Origin of the sequence: Staphylococcus sp. HMSC061G12, from assembly GCF_001838465.1 — a bacterium.
GTDB classification, from domain to species: Bacteria; Bacillota; Bacilli; order Staphylococcales; family Staphylococcaceae; genus Staphylococcus; species Staphylococcus simulans.
Window position 1 is genome coordinate 86530 of the sequence record NZ_KV837015.1, and the last position, 17272, is coordinate 103801.

Annotated in this window: 17 protein-coding genes and 1 riboswitch; of the genes, 11 read left to right on the forward strand and 6 right to left on the reverse strand. The window is 37.3% G+C overall.

Annotation, left to right across the window (positions count from 1 at the left end; genetic code table 11):
• The first annotated feature begins 23 nt into the window (after window positions 1-23).
• From hutU to HMPREF2937_RS01315, 8 genes are all read left to right on the forward strand, one after another.
• Entirely contained in the window at window positions 24-1712 is a 1689-nt protein-coding gene (hutU, locus tag HMPREF2937_RS01280; RefSeq protein WP_057509931.1) for a urocanate hydratase, read from the forward strand.
• Window positions 1705-2946 carry an imidazolonepropionase gene (gene hutI / locus HMPREF2937_RS01285; protein ID WP_002479666.1) on the forward strand — a complete coding sequence of 414 codons (1242 nt, stop codon included), beginning with the start codon at window positions 1705-1707 and terminating at the stop codon, window positions 2944-2946. Before hutU ends, hutI begins: the two co-directional genes overlap by 8 nt.
• A 128-nt stretch (window positions 2947-3074) precedes the next feature.
• Window positions 3075-4259, forward strand: a complete 1185-nt coding sequence (locus tag HMPREF2937_RS01290; RefSeq protein WP_306806996.1) for a SulP family inorganic anion transporter — start codon at window positions 3075-3077, stop codon at window positions 4257-4259.
• A complete protein-coding gene (locus HMPREF2937_RS01295; protein ID WP_070863860.1) occupies window positions 4256-5371 on the forward strand; it encodes an amidohydrolase in 1116 nt (371 codons plus the stop codon). Before HMPREF2937_RS01290 ends, HMPREF2937_RS01295 begins: the two co-directional genes overlap by 4 nt.
• 71 nt (window positions 5372-5442) lie before the next feature.
• Window positions 5443-6324, forward strand: coding sequence for an SDR family oxidoreductase (locus tag HMPREF2937_RS01300; protein ID WP_070863861.1), 882 nt, complete (start codon window positions 5443-5445; stop codon window positions 6322-6324).
• Between the two features lie 132 nt (window positions 6325-6456).
• Complete coding sequence (locus HMPREF2937_RS01305) at window positions 6457-7068, forward strand: flavin reductase family protein (RefSeq protein WP_023015031.1); 612 nt, start codon at window positions 6457-6459, stop codon at window positions 7066-7068.
• A gap of 89 nt (window positions 7069-7157) precedes the next feature.
• A riboswitch (SAM riboswitch) is annotated at window positions 7158-7268 on the forward strand.
• A gap of 68 nt (window positions 7269-7336) precedes the next feature.
• A complete protein-coding gene (locus HMPREF2937_RS01310) occupies window positions 7337-8644 on the forward strand; it encodes a Na+/H+ antiporter NhaC family protein (protein ID WP_002479661.1) in 1308 nt (435 codons plus the stop codon).
• 156 nt (window positions 8645-8800) lie between these two features.
• Window positions 8801-9322 (forward strand): SRPBCC family protein, encoded by a 522-nt coding sequence (locus tag HMPREF2937_RS01315; protein WP_002479660.1) that lies wholly within the window; start codon window positions 8801-8803, stop codon window positions 9320-9322.
• 75 nt (window positions 9323-9397) lie between these two features.
• On the opposite strand, the gene glpT is transcribed toward HMPREF2937_RS01315, so the two are convergent.
• Both glpT and HMPREF2937_RS01325 read right to left on the reverse strand, forming a co-directional pair.
• Entirely contained in the window at window positions 9398-10753 is a 1356-nt protein-coding gene (gene glpT, locus HMPREF2937_RS01320) for a glycerol-3-phosphate transporter (RefSeq protein ID WP_060803637.1), read from the reverse strand.
• Window positions 10754-10887: 134 nt separating this feature from the next.
• On the reverse strand, window positions 10888-11424 hold the full coding sequence (locus HMPREF2937_RS01325) for a hypothetical protein (RefSeq protein WP_002479658.1): 537 nt from the start codon (window positions 11422-11424) through the stop codon (window positions 10888-10890).
• A 203-nt stretch (window positions 11425-11627) separates the two neighbouring features.
• On the opposite strand from HMPREF2937_RS01325, the gene HMPREF2937_RS01330 reads away from it, so the two are divergent.
• Window positions 11628-12260 (forward strand): HAD-IA family hydrolase, encoded by a 633-nt coding sequence (locus HMPREF2937_RS01330; RefSeq protein WP_060803638.1) that lies wholly within the window; start codon window positions 11628-11630, stop codon window positions 12258-12260.
• Between the two features lie 16 nt (window positions 12261-12276).
• Window positions 12277-12459 carry a hypothetical protein gene (locus tag HMPREF2937_RS13940; protein WP_070468812.1) on the forward strand — a complete coding sequence of 61 codons (183 nt, stop codon included), beginning with the start codon at window positions 12277-12279 and terminating at the stop codon, window positions 12457-12459.
• Window positions 12460-12567: 108 nt separating this feature from the next.
• Here the strand turns inward: HMPREF2937_RS13940 and HMPREF2937_RS01335 are convergent, their stop codons facing one another.
• The 3 genes from HMPREF2937_RS01335 to HMPREF2937_RS01345 form a co-directional block, all read right to left on the reverse strand.
• Window positions 12568-12750 (reverse strand): hypothetical protein, encoded by a 183-nt coding sequence (locus tag HMPREF2937_RS01335; protein WP_002479655.1) that lies wholly within the window; start codon window positions 12748-12750, stop codon window positions 12568-12570.
• On the reverse strand, window positions 12747-13100 hold the full coding sequence (locus HMPREF2937_RS01340; RefSeq protein WP_070863862.1) for a hypothetical protein: 354 nt from the start codon (window positions 13098-13100) through the stop codon (window positions 12747-12749). The genes HMPREF2937_RS01335 and HMPREF2937_RS01340 overlap by 4 nt, the downstream gene beginning before the upstream one ends.
• A 68-nt stretch (window positions 13101-13168) precedes the next feature.
• The gene (locus HMPREF2937_RS01345) at window positions 13169-14011 is read right to left on the reverse strand and encodes a formate/nitrite transporter family protein (protein ID WP_002479653.1); all 843 of its coding nucleotides are present in this window, start codon (window positions 14009-14011) and stop codon (window positions 13169-13171) included.
• A 656-nt stretch (window positions 14012-14667) separates the two neighbouring features.
• Between HMPREF2937_RS01345 and HMPREF2937_RS01350 the strand changes: the two genes are divergently transcribed.
• The gene (locus HMPREF2937_RS01350; RefSeq protein ID WP_002479652.1) at window positions 14668-16059 is read left to right on the forward strand and encodes an amino acid permease; all 1392 of its coding nucleotides are present in this window, start codon (window positions 14668-14670) and stop codon (window positions 16057-16059) included.
• Window positions 16060-16104: 45 nt separating this feature from the next.
• Here the strand turns inward: HMPREF2937_RS01350 and HMPREF2937_RS01355 are convergent, their stop codons facing one another.
• Entirely contained in the window at window positions 16105-16977 is an 873-nt protein-coding gene (locus HMPREF2937_RS01355; RefSeq protein WP_002479651.1) for a MurR/RpiR family transcriptional regulator, read from the reverse strand.
• Between the last annotated feature and the right edge of the window lie 295 nt (window positions 16978-17272).

Consider the following 17272-nt stretch of genomic DNA (forward strand, 5'->3'; position numbering starts at 1 on the left):
ACTAAACAAAGGAGAGATTGATTATGACTAAAGAAGTAGCAGCGAAAGGCAGACAAATTAAAGCGAAAAAAGGATTGGAAATTGAATGTAAAGGATGGGAACAAGAAGCAGTCCTTCGAATGTTATACAATAACTTAGATCCAGAAGTAGCAGAGCATCCTGAAAAGTTAGTCGTTTACGGGGGTATTGGTAAAGCGGCACGTAACTGGGAAGCTTTTGATGCTATTGTAGATACATTACGTCGCTTAGAAAGTGATGAAACGATGCTAGTTCAATCTGGTAAACCTGTTGCTGTCTTTAAAACACATGAAGAAGCACCACGAGTATTATTATCGAACTCTGTACTTGTACCGAAATGGGCAAACTGGGAACACTTCCATGAATTAGATAAAAAAGGCTTAATGATGTATGGTCAAATGACAGCGGGAAGCTGGATTTATATCGGTTCTCAAGGGATTGTTCAAGGAACATATGAAACGTTTGCTGAACTCGCAAACCAACATTATAACGGTTCATTAAAAGGTACAATCACATTAACAGCTGGTTTAGGCGGCATGGGTGGTGCGCAGCCATTAGCTGTAACGATGAATGAAGGGGTAGTTATCGGTGTAGATGTGGATCCATCTCGTATCGAAAAACGTATTGAGACACGTTATTGTGATATTATCACAGATTCTTTAGATGAAGCGTTAGAAAAAGCGCAAGAAGCGAAAGAAGCAGGCAAACCATTATCTGTTGGTTTAGTCGGCAATGCACCTGAAGTTTATAATGAAATTTTAAAACGTGACTTCAAGATTGATATCATTACAGACCAAACGTCTGCACATGATCCGTTAAACGGCTATGTACCTGAAGGTTATTCTTTAGAAGAAGCGTCAGCGTTACGCGATGCAAATCCTGAAGAATATGTAAAATTATCTTCACAATCAATGAAAAATCATGTAGCAGCAATGTTAGAATTCCAAAAACGTGGTGCAGTAGCATTTGACTATGGTAATAATATCCGTCAAGTAGCGTATGACCAAGGTTTAGAAAACGCTTTTGATTTCCCTGGATTCGTACCAGCATATATCAGACCGTTATTCTGTGAAGGTAAAGGACCTTTCCGTTTTGCGGCATTAAGTGGTGATCCAAAAGACATCGAACGTGCAGACCAAGCAATGCGTGAACTTTTCCCTGAAGATGAGAAGTTAATGCGCTGGTTAGATATGGCAACAGAAAAAATTGCATTCCAAGGTTTACCTTCAAGAATTGCATGGTTAGGTTATGGCGAACGTGCGAAAATGGGCTTGAAATTAAACGAATTAGTACGTAATGGTGAAATCTCAGCACCAGTTGTGATTGGACGTGACCACTTAGACTCAGGTTCAGTAGCATCACCAAACCGTGAAACTGAATCAATGAAAGACGGTTCAGATGCTGTAGGTGACTGGGCAATCTTAAACGCATTAGTCAATACTGCAGCAGGTGGTTCTTGGATTTCAGTCCACCACGGCGGTGGTGTAGGTATGGGTTATTCATTACATGCCGGTATGGTTGTTGTTGCAGACGGTTCAGATCGTGCAGAAGCACGCTTGAAACGAGTATTAACAACAGATCCGGGTATGGGTGTAGTAAGACATGCTGATGCTGGCTATGATATTGCGATTGATACAGCGAATGAAAAAGGTGTCGATATTCCAATGTTAAAGGAGCAAGATTCTAATGAGTAATGATGTTGTTATCCAAAATATTGCACAATTAATTTTACCGAAGAAAACTGATAAACCTTTAAAAGGCAATCAGTTAAATGAGTTGAAAATCATTGAAAATGCAACATTAGTTGCGAAAGACGGTAAAGTAGTTTATGCAGGACCTCATACAGAAGAGTATGATGCACAAGAAGTGGTAGATGCGACAGGCAAAGTCGTATCTCCTGCTTTGGTTGATGCACATACACACTTAGTATTCGGCGGTTCAAGAGAGCATGAAATGGCATTAAAACAACAAGGTGCGTCTTATCTAGAAATTCTAGAACAAGGCGGCGGTATTCTATCTACAGTTAAAGCAACACGTGAGGCAACTGAAGATGAGTTGTTAAAGAAAACAGACAAGTCTTTACGTGAAATGATGTCTTATGGTGTCTTAACAGTAGAAAGTAAGAGTGGATATGGATTAGATAAAGAGAATGAATTGAAACAATTAAAAGTGTCACATGCTTTAGAGAAAAAGTATGGCATTACAATGAAACACACATTCCTAGGGCCACACGCTGTGCCGAAAGAAGCGGAATCTAATCAAGCATTCTTACAAGAGATGATTGACTTATTACCAGAAGTAAAAGAATATGCAGACTTTGCGGATATCTTCTGCGAAACGGGCGTCTTCACAGTTGATGAATCACGTGAATATATGAAAGCAGCTAAAGAACAAGGCTTTGATGTGAAAATTCACGCAGATGAGATTGATCCTTTAGGTGGTTTAGGTGTAGCGATTGAACAAGGTGCGATTTCAGCTGATCACTTAGTCGCTTCAAGTGAAGAAGATAAACAAGCATTAAAAGATAGCGACACAGTTGCGGTTGTTTTACCAGGAACAACATTCTATTTAGGTAAAGATCAATACGCAGATGCACGCGGTATGTTGGATAATAATGGTGCAGTAGCCATTGCCTCTGACTTCAACCCAGGCAGTAACGTAACGAATAATTTACAAATGGTTATGGCAATTGCAGCACTGAAATTAAAATTAACTCCAAATGAAATTTGGAACGCAGTCACAGTCAATGCGGCAAAAGCAATTGATGCAGATGCAGGTACGTTAGAACAAGACGACCGCGCAAACTTCGTGATTTGGAATGTACCGAATTATGAATATGTACCATACCATTATGGTATCAACCATGCGGAATATGTTTATAAAGACGGTAAGTTATTTATTGACAACCGTATTGAAGTACAACAATAAGCTTTAACTATCAGTTAAACAGAACTTTTTACAGCCATGCTTATGATTTCTCATAAGTGTGGCTGTTTTTTTTGCTTCTTAATAGTCTGACAATTTATGTTAAGATAAGTGCATAGAGAAGTGGGCGGGTGAAAAAATTGGAACGTCAAATGTATGTGAATCAATGGAAAGGTGATATCAAAGACAATGTGTTGGCAGGTATTTTAATTGCGTTATCTGCATTGCCTGGTGCAATTGCTTATTCATTTATTGTCGGCATGAACCCTTCAATCGGCTTATTGAGTATGGGGATTATGATGATTGTACTCAGTCTGACTGCAGGCAGGACTTTAATGATTACAGGACCAAGCAGTGGTATAGCTTTAGTCGCAGCACCTCTAGTCATGCATCATGGTGTCGGATACTTAATCTGTGCAACGATTGTCATGGGGATACTCCAATTAGGCATGGGTGCGTTAAATGTAGGACGATTGATTGAACGCATTCCTCAAGCAGTTGTAATCGGCTTTATGAATGCCTTAGCTTTATTATTAATGTCTTCGCAAATCGATAATATTTTCAACATTTCAATCGCAACGTATGTTTTTGCGATAGTCTCTTTTTTAATTATTTGGTTCGCGCCCCGATTCATTTCATTTATTCCAGCACCTTTGATCTCAATTATTGTCTTAACCATCATTGCACATCTTATTCACCCGAAACTACATTATGTAAAAGATTTAGCGGATATCTATGTGGTATTACCTAAACTCCAATGGTCTCAGTTTCATCTGTTTACAGAAAGTCATGCCTTAATGGTTATTGTGGGTTACGGTATCACGATGGCAATTGTAGGTACACTGCAATCTTTATTGACTGCACAAGCATTAGATGTGCTAACAAATGAAAAGAGTTGTTTAAATCAAGAATCAGCTGCACAAGGACTTGCGAATTTAGCAGCAGGATTATTTGGTGGTTTTGGAGGCAGTGCATTAGTCGGTCAATCAAAATTTAATGTGAAAGTCGGTGCAACTGCACGTTATGCGACCTTAGTGACTGCTTTGTTTTTATTATTGACGATTTACGTCTTAGGGCCTGTTATCGCACTGATTCCAATGGTCGTACTCGCGACTGTATTAGTTTCGATTGCGTTGAATACTTTTGATAGACGTACTATACAAGCGATTAAAGCGAAGCCTCTGTTAAATACCGCAACGATTATCGGTACGATGATTGTTACGTTAGTAACGAATAATTTAGCCTTTGGTGTTGCGGCAGGTTCAGCAATATATTTAGTAATCTACGTTGTAAGTAAAGGAAGGGAAAGTTTATGAGTCATTTTAAACAATTAGTCGAATGGAGACGCATGTTTCATCAGCATCCAGAAGTTTCTTATCAAGAATATGACACTACTGCGCGTTTAAAAGAAATTTTAGAAGAACATGAGATTAAAATTATAGATTATCCACTAGACACAGGATTAGTGGCAGAAATCGGTGAAGGCGAAACGATTGTTGCGTTACGTACAGACATTGATGCTTTACCGATAGAAGAACAAGTAGATAGTGAAATCACGTCACAAAATAAAGGTGTAATGCATGCTTGCGGACATGATATACATATGGCAAGTATTTTAGGTGCTGCATTGTTGCTGAAAGAGAAAGAAGCAGAATTGCCTGGACGTGTGCGTATTTTATTCCAAGCTGCCGAAGAAGTGGGCAGCGGTGCACAACAAATGGTAGAAGCGGGTGTATTAGAAGGTGTTAAAGTTGTGACAGGTTTTCACAATGACCCGACATTAAAAGTGGGCACATTAGCGATCAAACCAGGTGCGATGACTTCAGCAGTAGATCGTTTCTTTATTCGAATTAAAGCAAAAGGGGGTCACGCCGCAAAACCTGAAGAAAGCAATGACCCGATGATTATTTTAGGTCAATTATTAACGAGTGTGCAGTCTATCGTCAGTCGTAATGTTTCAGCCTTTGATTCTGCAGTTGTGACAATTGGGGAAGTATCAGCTGGCAACACATGGAATGTGATTCCAGATTCAGCACGCATTCAAGGAACAGTTCGAACATTTAATAATGAAACACGTGCACTTGCAGAACAACGTCTACAAAGTATTTGTGATGGTTTAGCATCTGCCTTTAATGCGGAGATTGAATTAGAATATATTCATTTACCGAATGCAGTCATGAATCATGAAACATTAACACATATTGCACAAGAAGCGGCAGAAGAGACAGGTTATAAAGTTGAACAATTGAGCCAACCTAAAACAATTGGTGAAGATTTCTCAGCTATGAGTGATACTGTCCCTGGTGTTTTCAGTTTCATCGGTTCACAATCTGATTATGATTTACATCATCCGAAATATAAACCGAATGAAGACATTTTGAAAAAAGCGCCTGAGTTTCTTGCGAATTTAGTTCAAAAATTATTTTAATTTGCCGATGAATGAAATATGGATTTTGTGGTATATCAATAGAGAGACAAATAATTGAGGAGTGATAGATAATGGCACTACAAGATCCACGTACGAAATTCTCTGATCAAGATTATCCAAAACAAGAACAAGAATGGCCAGGTTTCCAAACAGATATGGATCCAAAACCAGACTGTGGCGAAACATCATATAAAGGACATGGACGCCTTGAAGGCTTGAAAGCATTAGTTACAGGCGGTGACTCTGCGATTGGTCGTGCAGTCGCAATTGCGTATGCACGTGAAGGTGCGTCAGTTGTGATTAACTATCATCCAAAAGAAGAAGAAGACGCACAAGAAGTTAAGAAAGTTATTGAAGATACTGGCGGAACTGTTTATTTAAAACCAGGTGATTTATCAGATGAACAATTCAACTACGATTTAGTTGAATATGCACACGAAACGCTTGGCGGTTTAGACAATGTGACATTGGTTGCTGGACATCAGCAATACCATGAAGGATTCGAAAACTTCAAAACAGAAGATTTCACACAAACCTTCACAACGAATGTGTATTCATTATTCTGGACAGTTCAAAAAGCACTTGAGTATCTAAAACCAGGTGCGACGATTACAACGACAACATCTATTCAAGGTTATGACCCTAATCCAATCTTGCATGACTATGCGGCTACAAAAGCTGCGATTATTTCACTAACAAAAAGCTTAGCAAAAGAATTAATCGATAAAGGTATCCGTGTGAACTCAGTAGCACCCGGACCATTCTGGTCACCGCTTCAAATCTCAGGTGGTCAACCGCAAAGTAAAATTCCTGAATTCGGTCAAAGTTCAATGATGGGCCGTGCAGGTCAGCCAGTAGAATTAGCAGGCACTTATGTCTTACTTGCTTCAGACGAATCAAGTTATACAACAGGACAAGTGTATGGCGTAACAGGCGGTAAACAAATTAACTAAGCTATGATTAAGACAGCGTTCCAACAATGAATGGAACGCTGTTTTTATACATACAAACACATTATTCGCAAAGTAAGGTTTAGTTTATTATGCTATAGGTATAATTAGTATAGTAACTAAGGAGGCAGAATGATGAAACATTTTAACCCTAAAGATTTAACGCAAAGAGAAAATTATAAATTATTAAGCGGCAGCGTCTTACCAAGACCGATTGCTTTTGTGACTTCTCAAGATAAAGAAGGTCATTTAAATGCGGCACCATTCAGTTTCTTTAATGTGGTCAGCAGTCATCCGCCGATGATTATGATTTCAACTGGACGCACAGAAGGTGTCCGTAAAGATACAGCACAAAACATTATTGATACTGGAGAATTTGTGGTACACATTTCTGAATTGTCTATGATTGAAGGTATTAATAATACTGCTGCACCGATTGAACGTGAAGCAAATGAGTTAGAACGTACAGATTTTAAAACAATTCCTTCAGATGTCGTTAATGTACCAGCAGTCGAAGGGGCGCGAATCCGATTTGAGTGTAAACTGGATCGTGTGATTGAACTCGGTGATGACAAAGCGGGCAGCGATTTAATCTTAGGTGAAGTTGTACGTTATCACATCGCTGATGATGTTTATATCGAACCGCATAAAATTGATGTGCAAGCGTTACATCCTGTTGGTCGTTTAGCGGGTAATGATTATGTAAAATTAGGTCAAGAATTTGTATTAGAAAGACCAACAGAATAATTGCTTAATGAAAAGTTCATACTTTGATGATTGACTAACTATTACAATCATGATAGGTTTAAAAAGATTCAAAAAATAAAAATAAATATAGCTTATCAAGAGAGGTGGAGTGATGGGCACTTTGAAACCTCGGCAACATGGTTCGCTGATAGCGACGCGTGTGCCAATTCCCATAGCAACTATTTGCTAAGAGATAAGAAACATAATGTATCCTTTTTTCTTAGCTGAAAAAAGGATTTTTTAATATCATGAGTGAGGTGTTTGAATCATGTCTGAACAAAAACAAAAAGGCAATGCAGTCGCACTGATTCCTTTAATTCTATTTGTCGGTTTATTTTTAGGTGTTGGGATTATTACTGGCGACTTTACGAAGATGCCGTTAAATATTGCGATTACGATTGCGGTTATTGTCGCATTAATAATGAATCGCAAAGAAAAATTCACAGAGAAAGTTGAAGTCTTCACCAAAGGTGCAGGCCATTCTAATATTATTTTGATGGTCTTGATTTTCGTATTAGCCGGCGCATTTTCAAAAGTGACTGAAGATATGGGCGGCGTGAAATCTACCGTTAATTTAGGATTAAGTTTAATTCCAGGCAACTTATTGATTATCGGTTTGTTTATTATTTGTATGTTCGTTTCTATTTCTATGGGGACATCAGTTGGTACAGTCGCAGCCATTGCACCAGTCGGCTTTGGGATTAGTGAAGCAACTGATATTTCAGCAGCACTAGCTATGGCAACAGTCGTCGGCGGTGCGATGTTCGGAGATAACTTATCTATGATTTCAGATACGACAATTTCTGCAGTACGTACACAACATACAAAAATGAGTGATAAGTTCAAAGTAAACTTTAAAATTGTATTGCCAGGTGCCATTTTAACGATGGTTATTTTAGGTATTTTGACACATAGCGCAACAATCAGCAGTACAAAAGATTACAGCTTTGAGTTTATTAAAGTGATTCCATATTTATTAGTTTTAATCTTAGCTTTGATCGGTGTGAATGTGATTATTGTTTTGATAGGTGGAACAGTACTCTCAGGTATTATCGGTTTAATCGACGGATCATTTAACTGGATCGGATTCTTGAAAGCCGCTTCAGAAGGTATGATTGGCATGGAAGATATTGCGATTATCGCATTAATGATCGGTGGTTTAATCGGCATCATTCAACATAATGGCGGTATCACATGGCTACTTAACTTTGTACGCAGCAAGGTCAAATCAAGACGCGGTGCAGAGTTCGGTATCGCAAGTTTAGTCAGTGCCGCAGATATTTCAACTGCGAATAATACGATTTCTATTTTAATGGCAGGTCCACTAGCTAAAAATATCGCAGATGAATATGATATCGACCCAAGAAAATCAGCAAGTATTTTAGATATTTTCGGCAGCTGTTTCCAAGGCCTTTTACCTTATAGTCCGCAAGTCATTGCGGCTGCGGGTGTCGCAGGTATTTCGCCATTTATGTTAGTGCCTTATTCGATTTATCCGATTATTTTAGGAATCAGCGGATTAGCCGCAATCATCTTTAATTTTCCAAAACTGAATAAACGTAAACAAAAAGCGTAAATAATTTTTACTTTCTCACTTGAAAAATGTTAAAGTAATCTTGTTGTGAAATAACCACAGAGGCATAGTGACAAATGCTTTGCTATTAGGATTACTTTGGCTTATGCTTCTAAATGCGTTAGAATAATAAAGAGTGCGAAAGTAGGTGACGACAGAGTGGCAAGATATAATATTGAAAATGACGTCGTAGTCATATCATTGGAACGTTTTATGCGCATCCCGCCCGAATTGATTTATCAAGCTTGGACAGATGCGGATATCATGAGACGTTGGTTCATGACTTCTAACCGTTCAAATCAATCGATTGACTTGATTCCAGAAGAAGGCAGACGTTATGAAATTGTTGATGAACGTAACGGTAAAAAGAACAGAGTAACAGGGGTCTTCCAAGAACTAGAAGCACCTAACCGAATTGTGATGACCATCGGTATGCCTGAACTGAGCGACAAAGAAGATACGATTGAAGTAGAAATTTTTGAACGTGAACCAGGTTCAGACATGACACAAATGAACTTCCGTTATACTGCTGTTGTTCCGAAAGAAAGACGTTGGACAACTTTGGAATACAAACAGCAGAAGAAAGAATATCATGATGCGACGGCACACGGCTTTGAAAATATGTTCATTAAGCTTCAAGACATTTTAAGAGAAATGCAAGAAGACAAAGAAGAATTTTAATCAAAACAAGCGGCACACAATGCTAGAAAGCAGCGTATGTCGCTTGTTTTATTTTATATATTCAATTTTCAACAATTAGACAGTTTCTTGACCACGTTTATTCCAAGTCAGAATAAAGCTTAACATAGCTAGAATACTAATCACTGTTAATAAGATGAAACCTGCATCCCAACCAAATTGATCAACCACGAAACCAAGTACGATGTTAGCCATGACTGCACCAAATAGGTAACCGAATAAACCTGTTAACCCGGCAGCTGTTCCTGCTGCTTTCTTAGGTACATAATCTAATGCTTGCAAGCCTATTAACATCACTGGTCCATAGATTAAGAAACCAATCGCAACGAGTGCTAAGTTATCTACTAATGGATTACCTGGAGGGTTTAACCAGTAGATTAATACGAAAATAGTTACACCTAACATAAAGAAGAAACCTGCTGGACCACGACGTCCTTTGAAGAGTTTATCTGAGATCCAACCACACAGTAATGTTCCAGGAATCCCAGCCCACTCGTAAAGGAAGTAAGCCCATCCAGAGGATTTCATATCGAAATGTTTCTCTTCGCTTAAATAGACTGGTGCCCAGTCAAGTACACCATAACGAACGAAGTAGACGAAGATATTTGCGAAAGCGATTGCCCATACCCATTTGTTATTCAACACATATTTGAACAAGATTTCTTTGGTAGTTAATTCTGTTTCAAGTGTTGTTCTTGAAGCGGTAGGATAATCATTACGATAGGCTTCAATCGGTGGTAAACCTTGTGATTGTGGTGTATCTCTAATTAAGATATAAGAGATGATCGCAATGATAATCGCAAGTAATGCAGGATAAATGAAGACCCCTTCAAATCCTTTTAAATAACCGAAGTTATACAAGGCAGTCATAGAAATACCCCAAGTCGCAATCGGTGCCATTAAGCCGCCGCCGACATTATGTGCGACGTTCCAAATGGCTGTTTTACTGCCCCGTTCACTCACACTGAACCAATGGACGAGGACACGTCCTGAAGGCGGCCACCCCATACCTTGGAACCAGCCGTTTAAGAACAGCATAATAAACATGATTAAAATGCTTGAAGTAAAGAATGGAACAAAACCAAGCAACAGATTGACAATTGCAGTCAAAATCAATCCTAGTGTTAAGAACATGCGTGCGTTGCTTCGGTCACTGACAGTTCCCATCACAAATTTACTAAAACCGTATGCGATTGAAACGGCGGACAGGGCAATACCTAATTGACCTTTACTGAACCCCTGTTCAATCAAATCAGGCATCGCAAGAGAAAAGTTTTTGCGTAATAAATAATAACCCGCATAACCGATGAAGATACCTAAGAATACTTTCATTCGTAGTTGTTTATATGTATCATCAACTTGCTCTTTTGGTAGAGGAGCAATCGGCTTTGGCGGTTTTAAGAAGTTAAACAAGAAAGCGCCTCCTTTACAAATAATTAACCTAATCTTAATACTAAAATTACAAAAGAGCAATGAACATTTTTATTTTTTAGTTTTAATATAAAAAAAGACACTCCAATCATGGAATGTCAGAACGGTACACTTAATTATGAGATTGTAGAATATTTATGCTGAGCGATGCGTGGTCTGTAGTTCGCACCTAATACATCGATGTTTTGTGTCGCAAGCGCATGAATCAATTTAGATAATACGTGCGGTGTACATGAAATATCAATGTGATACGTTGTGAGTACATATTTAATGTCTTCTTGATGTTTAAGAAACTGCATAATATCAATGATTTTATCTTTGACAAACATATCTTGTAAACCGTCAATTTTAAGTTTGAAATGCATAGAAGCTTGAATATTCGGTGCAAATTGATAGACGAAGTCTTTGTCTGCAAAAGGTAAAATCTGGTAGATAGGGTAGTTGTGATAACTTAAGAAACTGATGAAGTAAGGCAGGTTGCATTTTGGAATACGGACTTTTAAAACAGGCTGTTGTTTAATTCGAGTGAATTCTGCTTGAACAGCGTGACTGCTTTGAAGTTGTCTGCATAATTTTAATAATTGTCTTCGCTTAAGCCATGTTGATAGATGCCCTATATTAATAATAAAAGTGTCATATTTATCTATAAACATAGACAATTCCTCCAGAAGTATAATTTATATTTGAGTGGCATAAGATGGATGGATTGCGTGTTGTTCAAATTCATTGTAAATTGTATCACGCTTTAAAAACTTTTTCACTAGGACTTTTGGACGAAATGAAGATAATTGTTAATTTTGTCATTTTTTCAATATAATGAGTGTAATACATAGGAAAGAAAGAGAGTGAATACATCATGCGATATAGAGCAGTCGTATTTGATTTTGATGGTACGATTATTGATACGGAACAACATTTGTTTGATGTGATCAATCAACATTTAACTGCATATCAAAAAGATCCAATTTCAGTAGATTTTTATCGTCAATCCATCGGCGGTGCAGCCAAAGGATTGCATCAATATATAGAATCACAAATTGGAGAAGAAGCAACTAAGGCATTGTATGATGATCATCATCAACAAAGTCGACATCTATCGATGATTGAAAATATCAGTCGTTTGATGGAACATTTAGAGGCTAAACATATTCCTTTTGCGATTGCGACGAGCAGTAGTCGTGAAGCGATTCAACCTGCACTTCAAGCATTAGGATTAACAAATCGGGTTGCAGTGATTGTTGGAAGAGAAGATGTAGAAGCGGTCAAACCTGAACCAGACTTATACTTAACTGCGGTTCAACAATTGAATATGAATCCAGTGAGTTGTTTAGCTATTGAAGATTCAGTCAATGGTGCAACTGCTGCAGAACGTGCGGGACTTGGAGTAATTGTAAATACAAATCAGATGACTGAACAGATGGATTTCAGCAATTTAAATTTAGAAGGAATGAATTTAGATGCTGAAACAATTATGAAACAATATTTTTAAGTGAGCAGGTGAGCGCATGTTGCTATTATTCTTTTTAGCAGGACCGTTAATTATTGGCGTTGGAAACTTAATACTTGCACCTATCTTTAATAGAAGGGTGCCGATGAATGTCAGGTTTCGCGCGTTCATGATAGGTTCTATGATTTACTTGATATCTGCCTACTTAGTTTATCAGTTTGTATTGAAAGGGCAGTTATAACTTTAATGAGCAACTGTTGGAAAAAGAGGATACAAACTATTAATGAAATTAAAATTATAATAAAACAGAGGATTCAAAAGCCGTTAACTTTTGAATCCTCTGTTTTGTTTATTTCAACATATAAACTAGACCGACGATGACTAAGACTAATAAAATTGCGTCTACTCCAATCATTAATGCACGACGGTTTGCTTGTTCACCTTGTGCTTTCAAACGTTTGTACATGAGATAGTTTGGTACAAGGTTGATGATAAGGAGCACTATGATAATAATAATTAAGGTAAGCTTCACTCTGATTCTCCTTTATGATCCTTTGATAAATAATCCCAGATAATGGCAATGACAATACCAAGTACTAGGCCAAGGCCTACTCCAAGTTTCATATGATTTGTAAAGTGTCCGATAACAATACCGAGTATAACGGTAATCGGTAATACAATCCCGACTTTCATTTTTTTAGCTGGAGAAGTCAATGCGCTAAACAAAGCGACATAGCATACACCGAATACCACAGCAGCAATTACCGACATAATTAAAGTATTTGTCAGCGATTCTTGACTGGCTGAGCGGTTTAAGAAAAAGAATAACGCACCAAATATAAATGTATATAATAGTCCGCGTGAAACTAATTGTTTAGACAATGTTGACGTCTCCTTTCAATTCAGTTCACTCAAATTATAACATAGTATATTGGTGCGTCGTATGCATATTAAAGCTCGTTCTTAAATTGTTTATGGTCATTCAAGTAAGCATAGAATAGACCGATGATTAATCCGCCGCCGATATAGTTACCGATGAATGCAGCTATGATATTGATGACTGCAGGCCAGAAGTGTAAAACATCTGATTGGTAAATAGCACCGCCGATAAATAGACATGCGTTATAAACAACGTGTTCGTAACCCATGAATGCGAAGATAGCAACCCCAAACATCATCACAAACATTTTTGCTAGAATGTCTTCAATTTGCATCGCAATAACTAATGAGATATTGATAAAGAAGTTGGCAAAAATTGCTTTAGCTAATATTTGAGTAAAGTCAGCTGTCATTGTTTTGTGATGTAGCAAGACTTCTAATTGTTTCATCATTTCTGGTGTAACGACATCACTGAAACGTAAGATAATAAAGAAGGCTAGGGCACCTAACATATTACCGATGAAACATAACATAAAGATTTGGAAAGCACGCCATGGCGAAATAACTTTATAATATAAACCCACTGTGAAATACATAAAGTTACTTGTCAGGAGTTCTGAATTGGTAAAAAGAATCAGTACTAAGGCAAAGCTGAAGGCAACTGATCCGACGATGTTGATAATTCCTGTGTTGATTTCTCCTGTGTGTACTTCTTGTACAAAACCAGCTTTAATGGCTAATACAAAGACTGCAATAATACTGATAATAAAACCTGCCATCATGGCACGTAATAAATAGCGCTTAAAATAAGTCGCTTGTAAGACGTCTTTAGTTTGGATAGTTTTAACAACTTCTTTAACCCATTTACGTCCATAAAATACATTATCCCAACGGATATATTTTTCACTGTTCATTCCTAAAAAAACTCCTCGCTCTAGCAAAATGTTTAATATTAATTCAGGCTGAGAGGGTTATCTCATTTTCTGTAATGCATATAGTATAATCGCATTTCTTATTTTTGTGAATACTTTCACATAAACTTTTTTCATAAATATGACTGTCTCGTGAAAATTATTGAAATACTGCATTTGTATATAAAACAGTGATTGTGTCAAAAAGACAATTGTCTCTATGTACATGACAAAGAATCAGAAAATTATCAAAAGTACATTGCGCTTTTATAAAACTCCGTGCTATAATGTTCAAATAAAATGTATTTACTAAATGGACACTGTTCATTGTGTGTGTTTTAGGAATACAATATTTTATTTGAGTGCGAAATGCATTAAAATGCGCGATGACTGCTTTTGTTGTATTTTAGGAAAAAAAATAAATGAAAGCGCATACATAAAAGTGTAATTTTTATGTTTTCATCTAGAAATTTTATAGTATAATAGCCTCAATGGGCTTGAAAAGTTACAAATCGATAGCAAAAAGAAACATTGTTAAATTTTTCGCAATCTTTTAAATTTTAGTAAATTGGGACGCTGAAATAGAAAGAGAGAATGGGGCAGCTATCGATAACTTGTAATAGGGCCTGGAAATCATGAAAGAGAAGGGGTATTTTCTAATGGAAGAAACTCAATTACACAGGGGATTAAGTTCTAGACAGATTCAAATGATCGCACTCGGTGGTACCATCGGCGTTGGTTTATTTATGGGTGCGACAAGTACAATTAAATGGACAGGACCATCTGTTATTTTTGCTTATTTAATTGTTGGACTATTTTTATTTTTAGTAATGCGTGCAATGGGAGAAATGGTTTACTTACATCCTACTACAGGTTCATTTGCGAACTTCGCAAGTGACTATATTCATCCAGTAGCAGGATATTTAACAGCCTGGAGTAACATATTCCAGTGGGTTGTAGTTGGTATGAGTGAAGTTATCGCAGTCGGAGAATACATGAGATATTGGTTCCCAGAACTTCCAGATTGGATTCCTGGTGTTATCGTTATTGTATTATTAGCTTCAGCGAACTTAGTATCAGTTAAAGCGTTCGGTGAGTTTGAATTCTGGTTCGCGATGATCAAGATTGTCACTATTGTTTTAATGATTATTGCTGGTTTCGGATTGATTTTCTTTGGACTTGGTAACGGCGGAAATGCCATCGGTTTATCTAACTTATGGTCACACGGCGGTTTCCTTCCTAACGGTTGGCTTGGCTTCTTCTTTGCTTTATCAATCGTTGTAGGTTCTTATCAAGGTGTAGAATTAATCGGTATCACAGCAGGGGAAACTAAAAATCCTCAAAAGAATATTAAAAAAGCAGTTAACGGTGTTATCTGGCGTATTTTAATCTTCTATATCGGAGCTATCTTCGTTATTGTAACTGTTTATCCATGGGATCAACTTGGTACAATCGGTAGTCCATTCGTAGCAACATTCGCGAAAGTCGGTATTACAATTGCAGCTGGTTTAATCAACTTCGTAGTATTAACAGCCGCAATGTCAGGATGTAACTCAGGAATCTTCAGTGCGAGCCGTATGATTTATACATTGGCACAACACAAACAATTACCTAGATTCTTCTTGAAAGTAATGAAAAATGGTGTACCTGTGTACACAGTACTTGCGATTTCAATCGGTATCTTTATCGGTGTTATCTTAAACGTTATCTTACCTTTATTCATTAAAGGTGCAGACAGTATTTTCGTATATGTTTATAGTGCATCAATCTTACCTGGTATGATTCCTTGGTTTATGATTTTAATCAGTCATATCCGGTTCAGACGCCTTCATCCTGAAGAAGTCCAAGGTCATCCATTCAAAATGCCAGGCGGGGCACCAGCAAGTTATGCGACTATTATTTTCTTAATTATCGTATTAATCGGTATGTTGCTTAATAAAGAAACAGTTGTATCAGTTGTTATCGGATTCTTATTCTTAGGTTTCATGACAGCGTTCTACTTCATCAGAGGATACGACAAATTACCTTACAAAGATCAACATTTAGAATAATATAAGACAAATGAAAAAGAGTTGGGCGTTATGCTCAACTCTTTTTTAATGTTCAAATTTAATTTTAGAAAGATGTTTCTTATAGTTGTTTAAAGCCATTTTAGATTGCGTAATTGTATCTAACGCATTTGAAAAGTCCATAGACAAATAACGGTAATACAGCACATTGATAGTAAAGAGCTGGGCTGTCAGAGAAGTAGTAGCCGCCATACGAAACTCATTTTCTTCTGATTCGCTGTAAATCAAATCAATATCACTATAGCGTGTCATCGGATTATGATGTGTACCCATTAAGGTAATCAGGCACAAATGATAATCCGACGCAACACGTGCAATGGCTTCGAGTTCATTGTGTTCACCGCTATTAGAAATTAAGAATAATGTATCACGAGCATCATGGGTTGCAATTAAACTGATTAACGCGTGCACACTTTCAACGCATTGTGCATTTAAACCAACCTTAGACAGTTTCTGTGTTAAATCTAATGCTGAAACAAAGGAAGCGCCAAAGCCAAATAAGAAGATGGTACGTGAACGCTTCAACCTGATACAGACTTGTTCAATCTTCTGTTCGTCAACTTCATCTGAAACTCTACATAATGTTTGAGTGCTACGTGACAACATTTTGCGTTTAATAGAATCAATCGATTCATTCGGTTGTAATTCAATAGGTTGGGGTTTTGTACGTTTGGAAAGGTATTTTGATACTTCCGTTTTTAATTCTTGAAAGCCGCCATCTGTTACTTTGTAACCGAAGCGGACGACCGAAGAAGGACTGGTATTGGTGCTGTTCGCTAAATCTAAAGTTGTCATATCAATGACTTTTTGTGGCCGTTTTAAAATAAAGTCTGCGATTTTTTTCTCGCTTTTAGTTAAAACATTATATTTTGTTTCTAGTTTAAATAGTATGTTTGTCATCATAATCACCTGCTCTATGAAAAAACAAAGCTGCTTTTTCATTTGTTTTGTAAATCATAGATAGCAGTAAACAGAACCCTTAGTTGCTACAGTTTACTTTGATTATTGTTTGTACGCCTATTAAAGCACGACTCAGACAAACCGACAGTCTCCCAATTATCAGTTCATCTTTATAATGGTTTCTAGTGTACTATAGGATGACAGCTAACACAATTGAGAATTTTAAAAACAACACTCACTAGTATTATCATACCTAACTGATAAAGATTTAAACGATTAACGTAAAAATATTAAA

What these genes read in the sequence shown, in the direction of transcription:
- hutU (WP_057509931.1), top strand. Translation starts at nt 24, where the DNA reads ATGACTAAAGAAGTAGCAGCGAAAGGCAGACAAATTAAAGCGAAAAAA.
- hutI (WP_002479666.1), top strand. Translation starts at nt 1,705, where the DNA reads ATGAGTAATGATGTTGTTATCCAAAATATTGCACAATTAATTTTACCG.
- HMPREF2937_RS01295 (WP_070863860.1), top strand. Translation starts at nt 4,256, where the DNA reads ATGAGTCATTTTAAACAATTAGTCGAATGGAGACGCATGTTTCATCAG.
- HMPREF2937_RS01300 (WP_070863861.1), top strand. Translation starts at nt 5,443, where the DNA reads ATGGCACTACAAGATCCACGTACGAAATTCTCTGATCAAGATTATCCA.
- HMPREF2937_RS01305 (WP_023015031.1), top strand. Translation starts at nt 6,457, where the DNA reads ATGAAACATTTTAACCCTAAAGATTTAACGCAAAGAGAAAATTATAAA.
- HMPREF2937_RS01310 (WP_002479661.1), top strand. Translation starts at nt 7,337, where the DNA reads ATGTCTGAACAAAAACAAAAAGGCAATGCAGTCGCACTGATTCCTTTA.
- HMPREF2937_RS01325 (WP_002479658.1), bottom strand. Translation starts at nt 11,424, where the DNA reads ATGTTTATAGATAAATATGACACTTTTATTATTAATATAGGGCATCTA.
- HMPREF2937_RS01330 (WP_060803638.1), top strand. Translation starts at nt 11,628, where the DNA reads ATGCGATATAGAGCAGTCGTATTTGATTTTGATGGTACGATTATTGAT.
- HMPREF2937_RS13940 (WP_070468812.1), top strand. Translation starts at nt 12,277, where the DNA reads ATGTTGCTATTATTCTTTTTAGCAGGACCGTTAATTATTGGCGTTGGA.
- HMPREF2937_RS01345 (WP_002479653.1), bottom strand. Translation starts at nt 14,011, where the DNA reads ATGAACAGTGAAAAATATATCCGTTGGGATAATGTATTTTATGGACGT.
- HMPREF2937_RS01350 (WP_002479652.1), top strand. Translation starts at nt 14,668, where the DNA reads ATGGAAGAAACTCAATTACACAGGGGATTAAGTTCTAGACAGATTCAA.
- HMPREF2937_RS01355 (WP_002479651.1), bottom strand. Translation starts at nt 16,977, where the DNA reads ATGACAAACATACTATTTAAACTAGAAACAAAATATAATGTTTTAACT.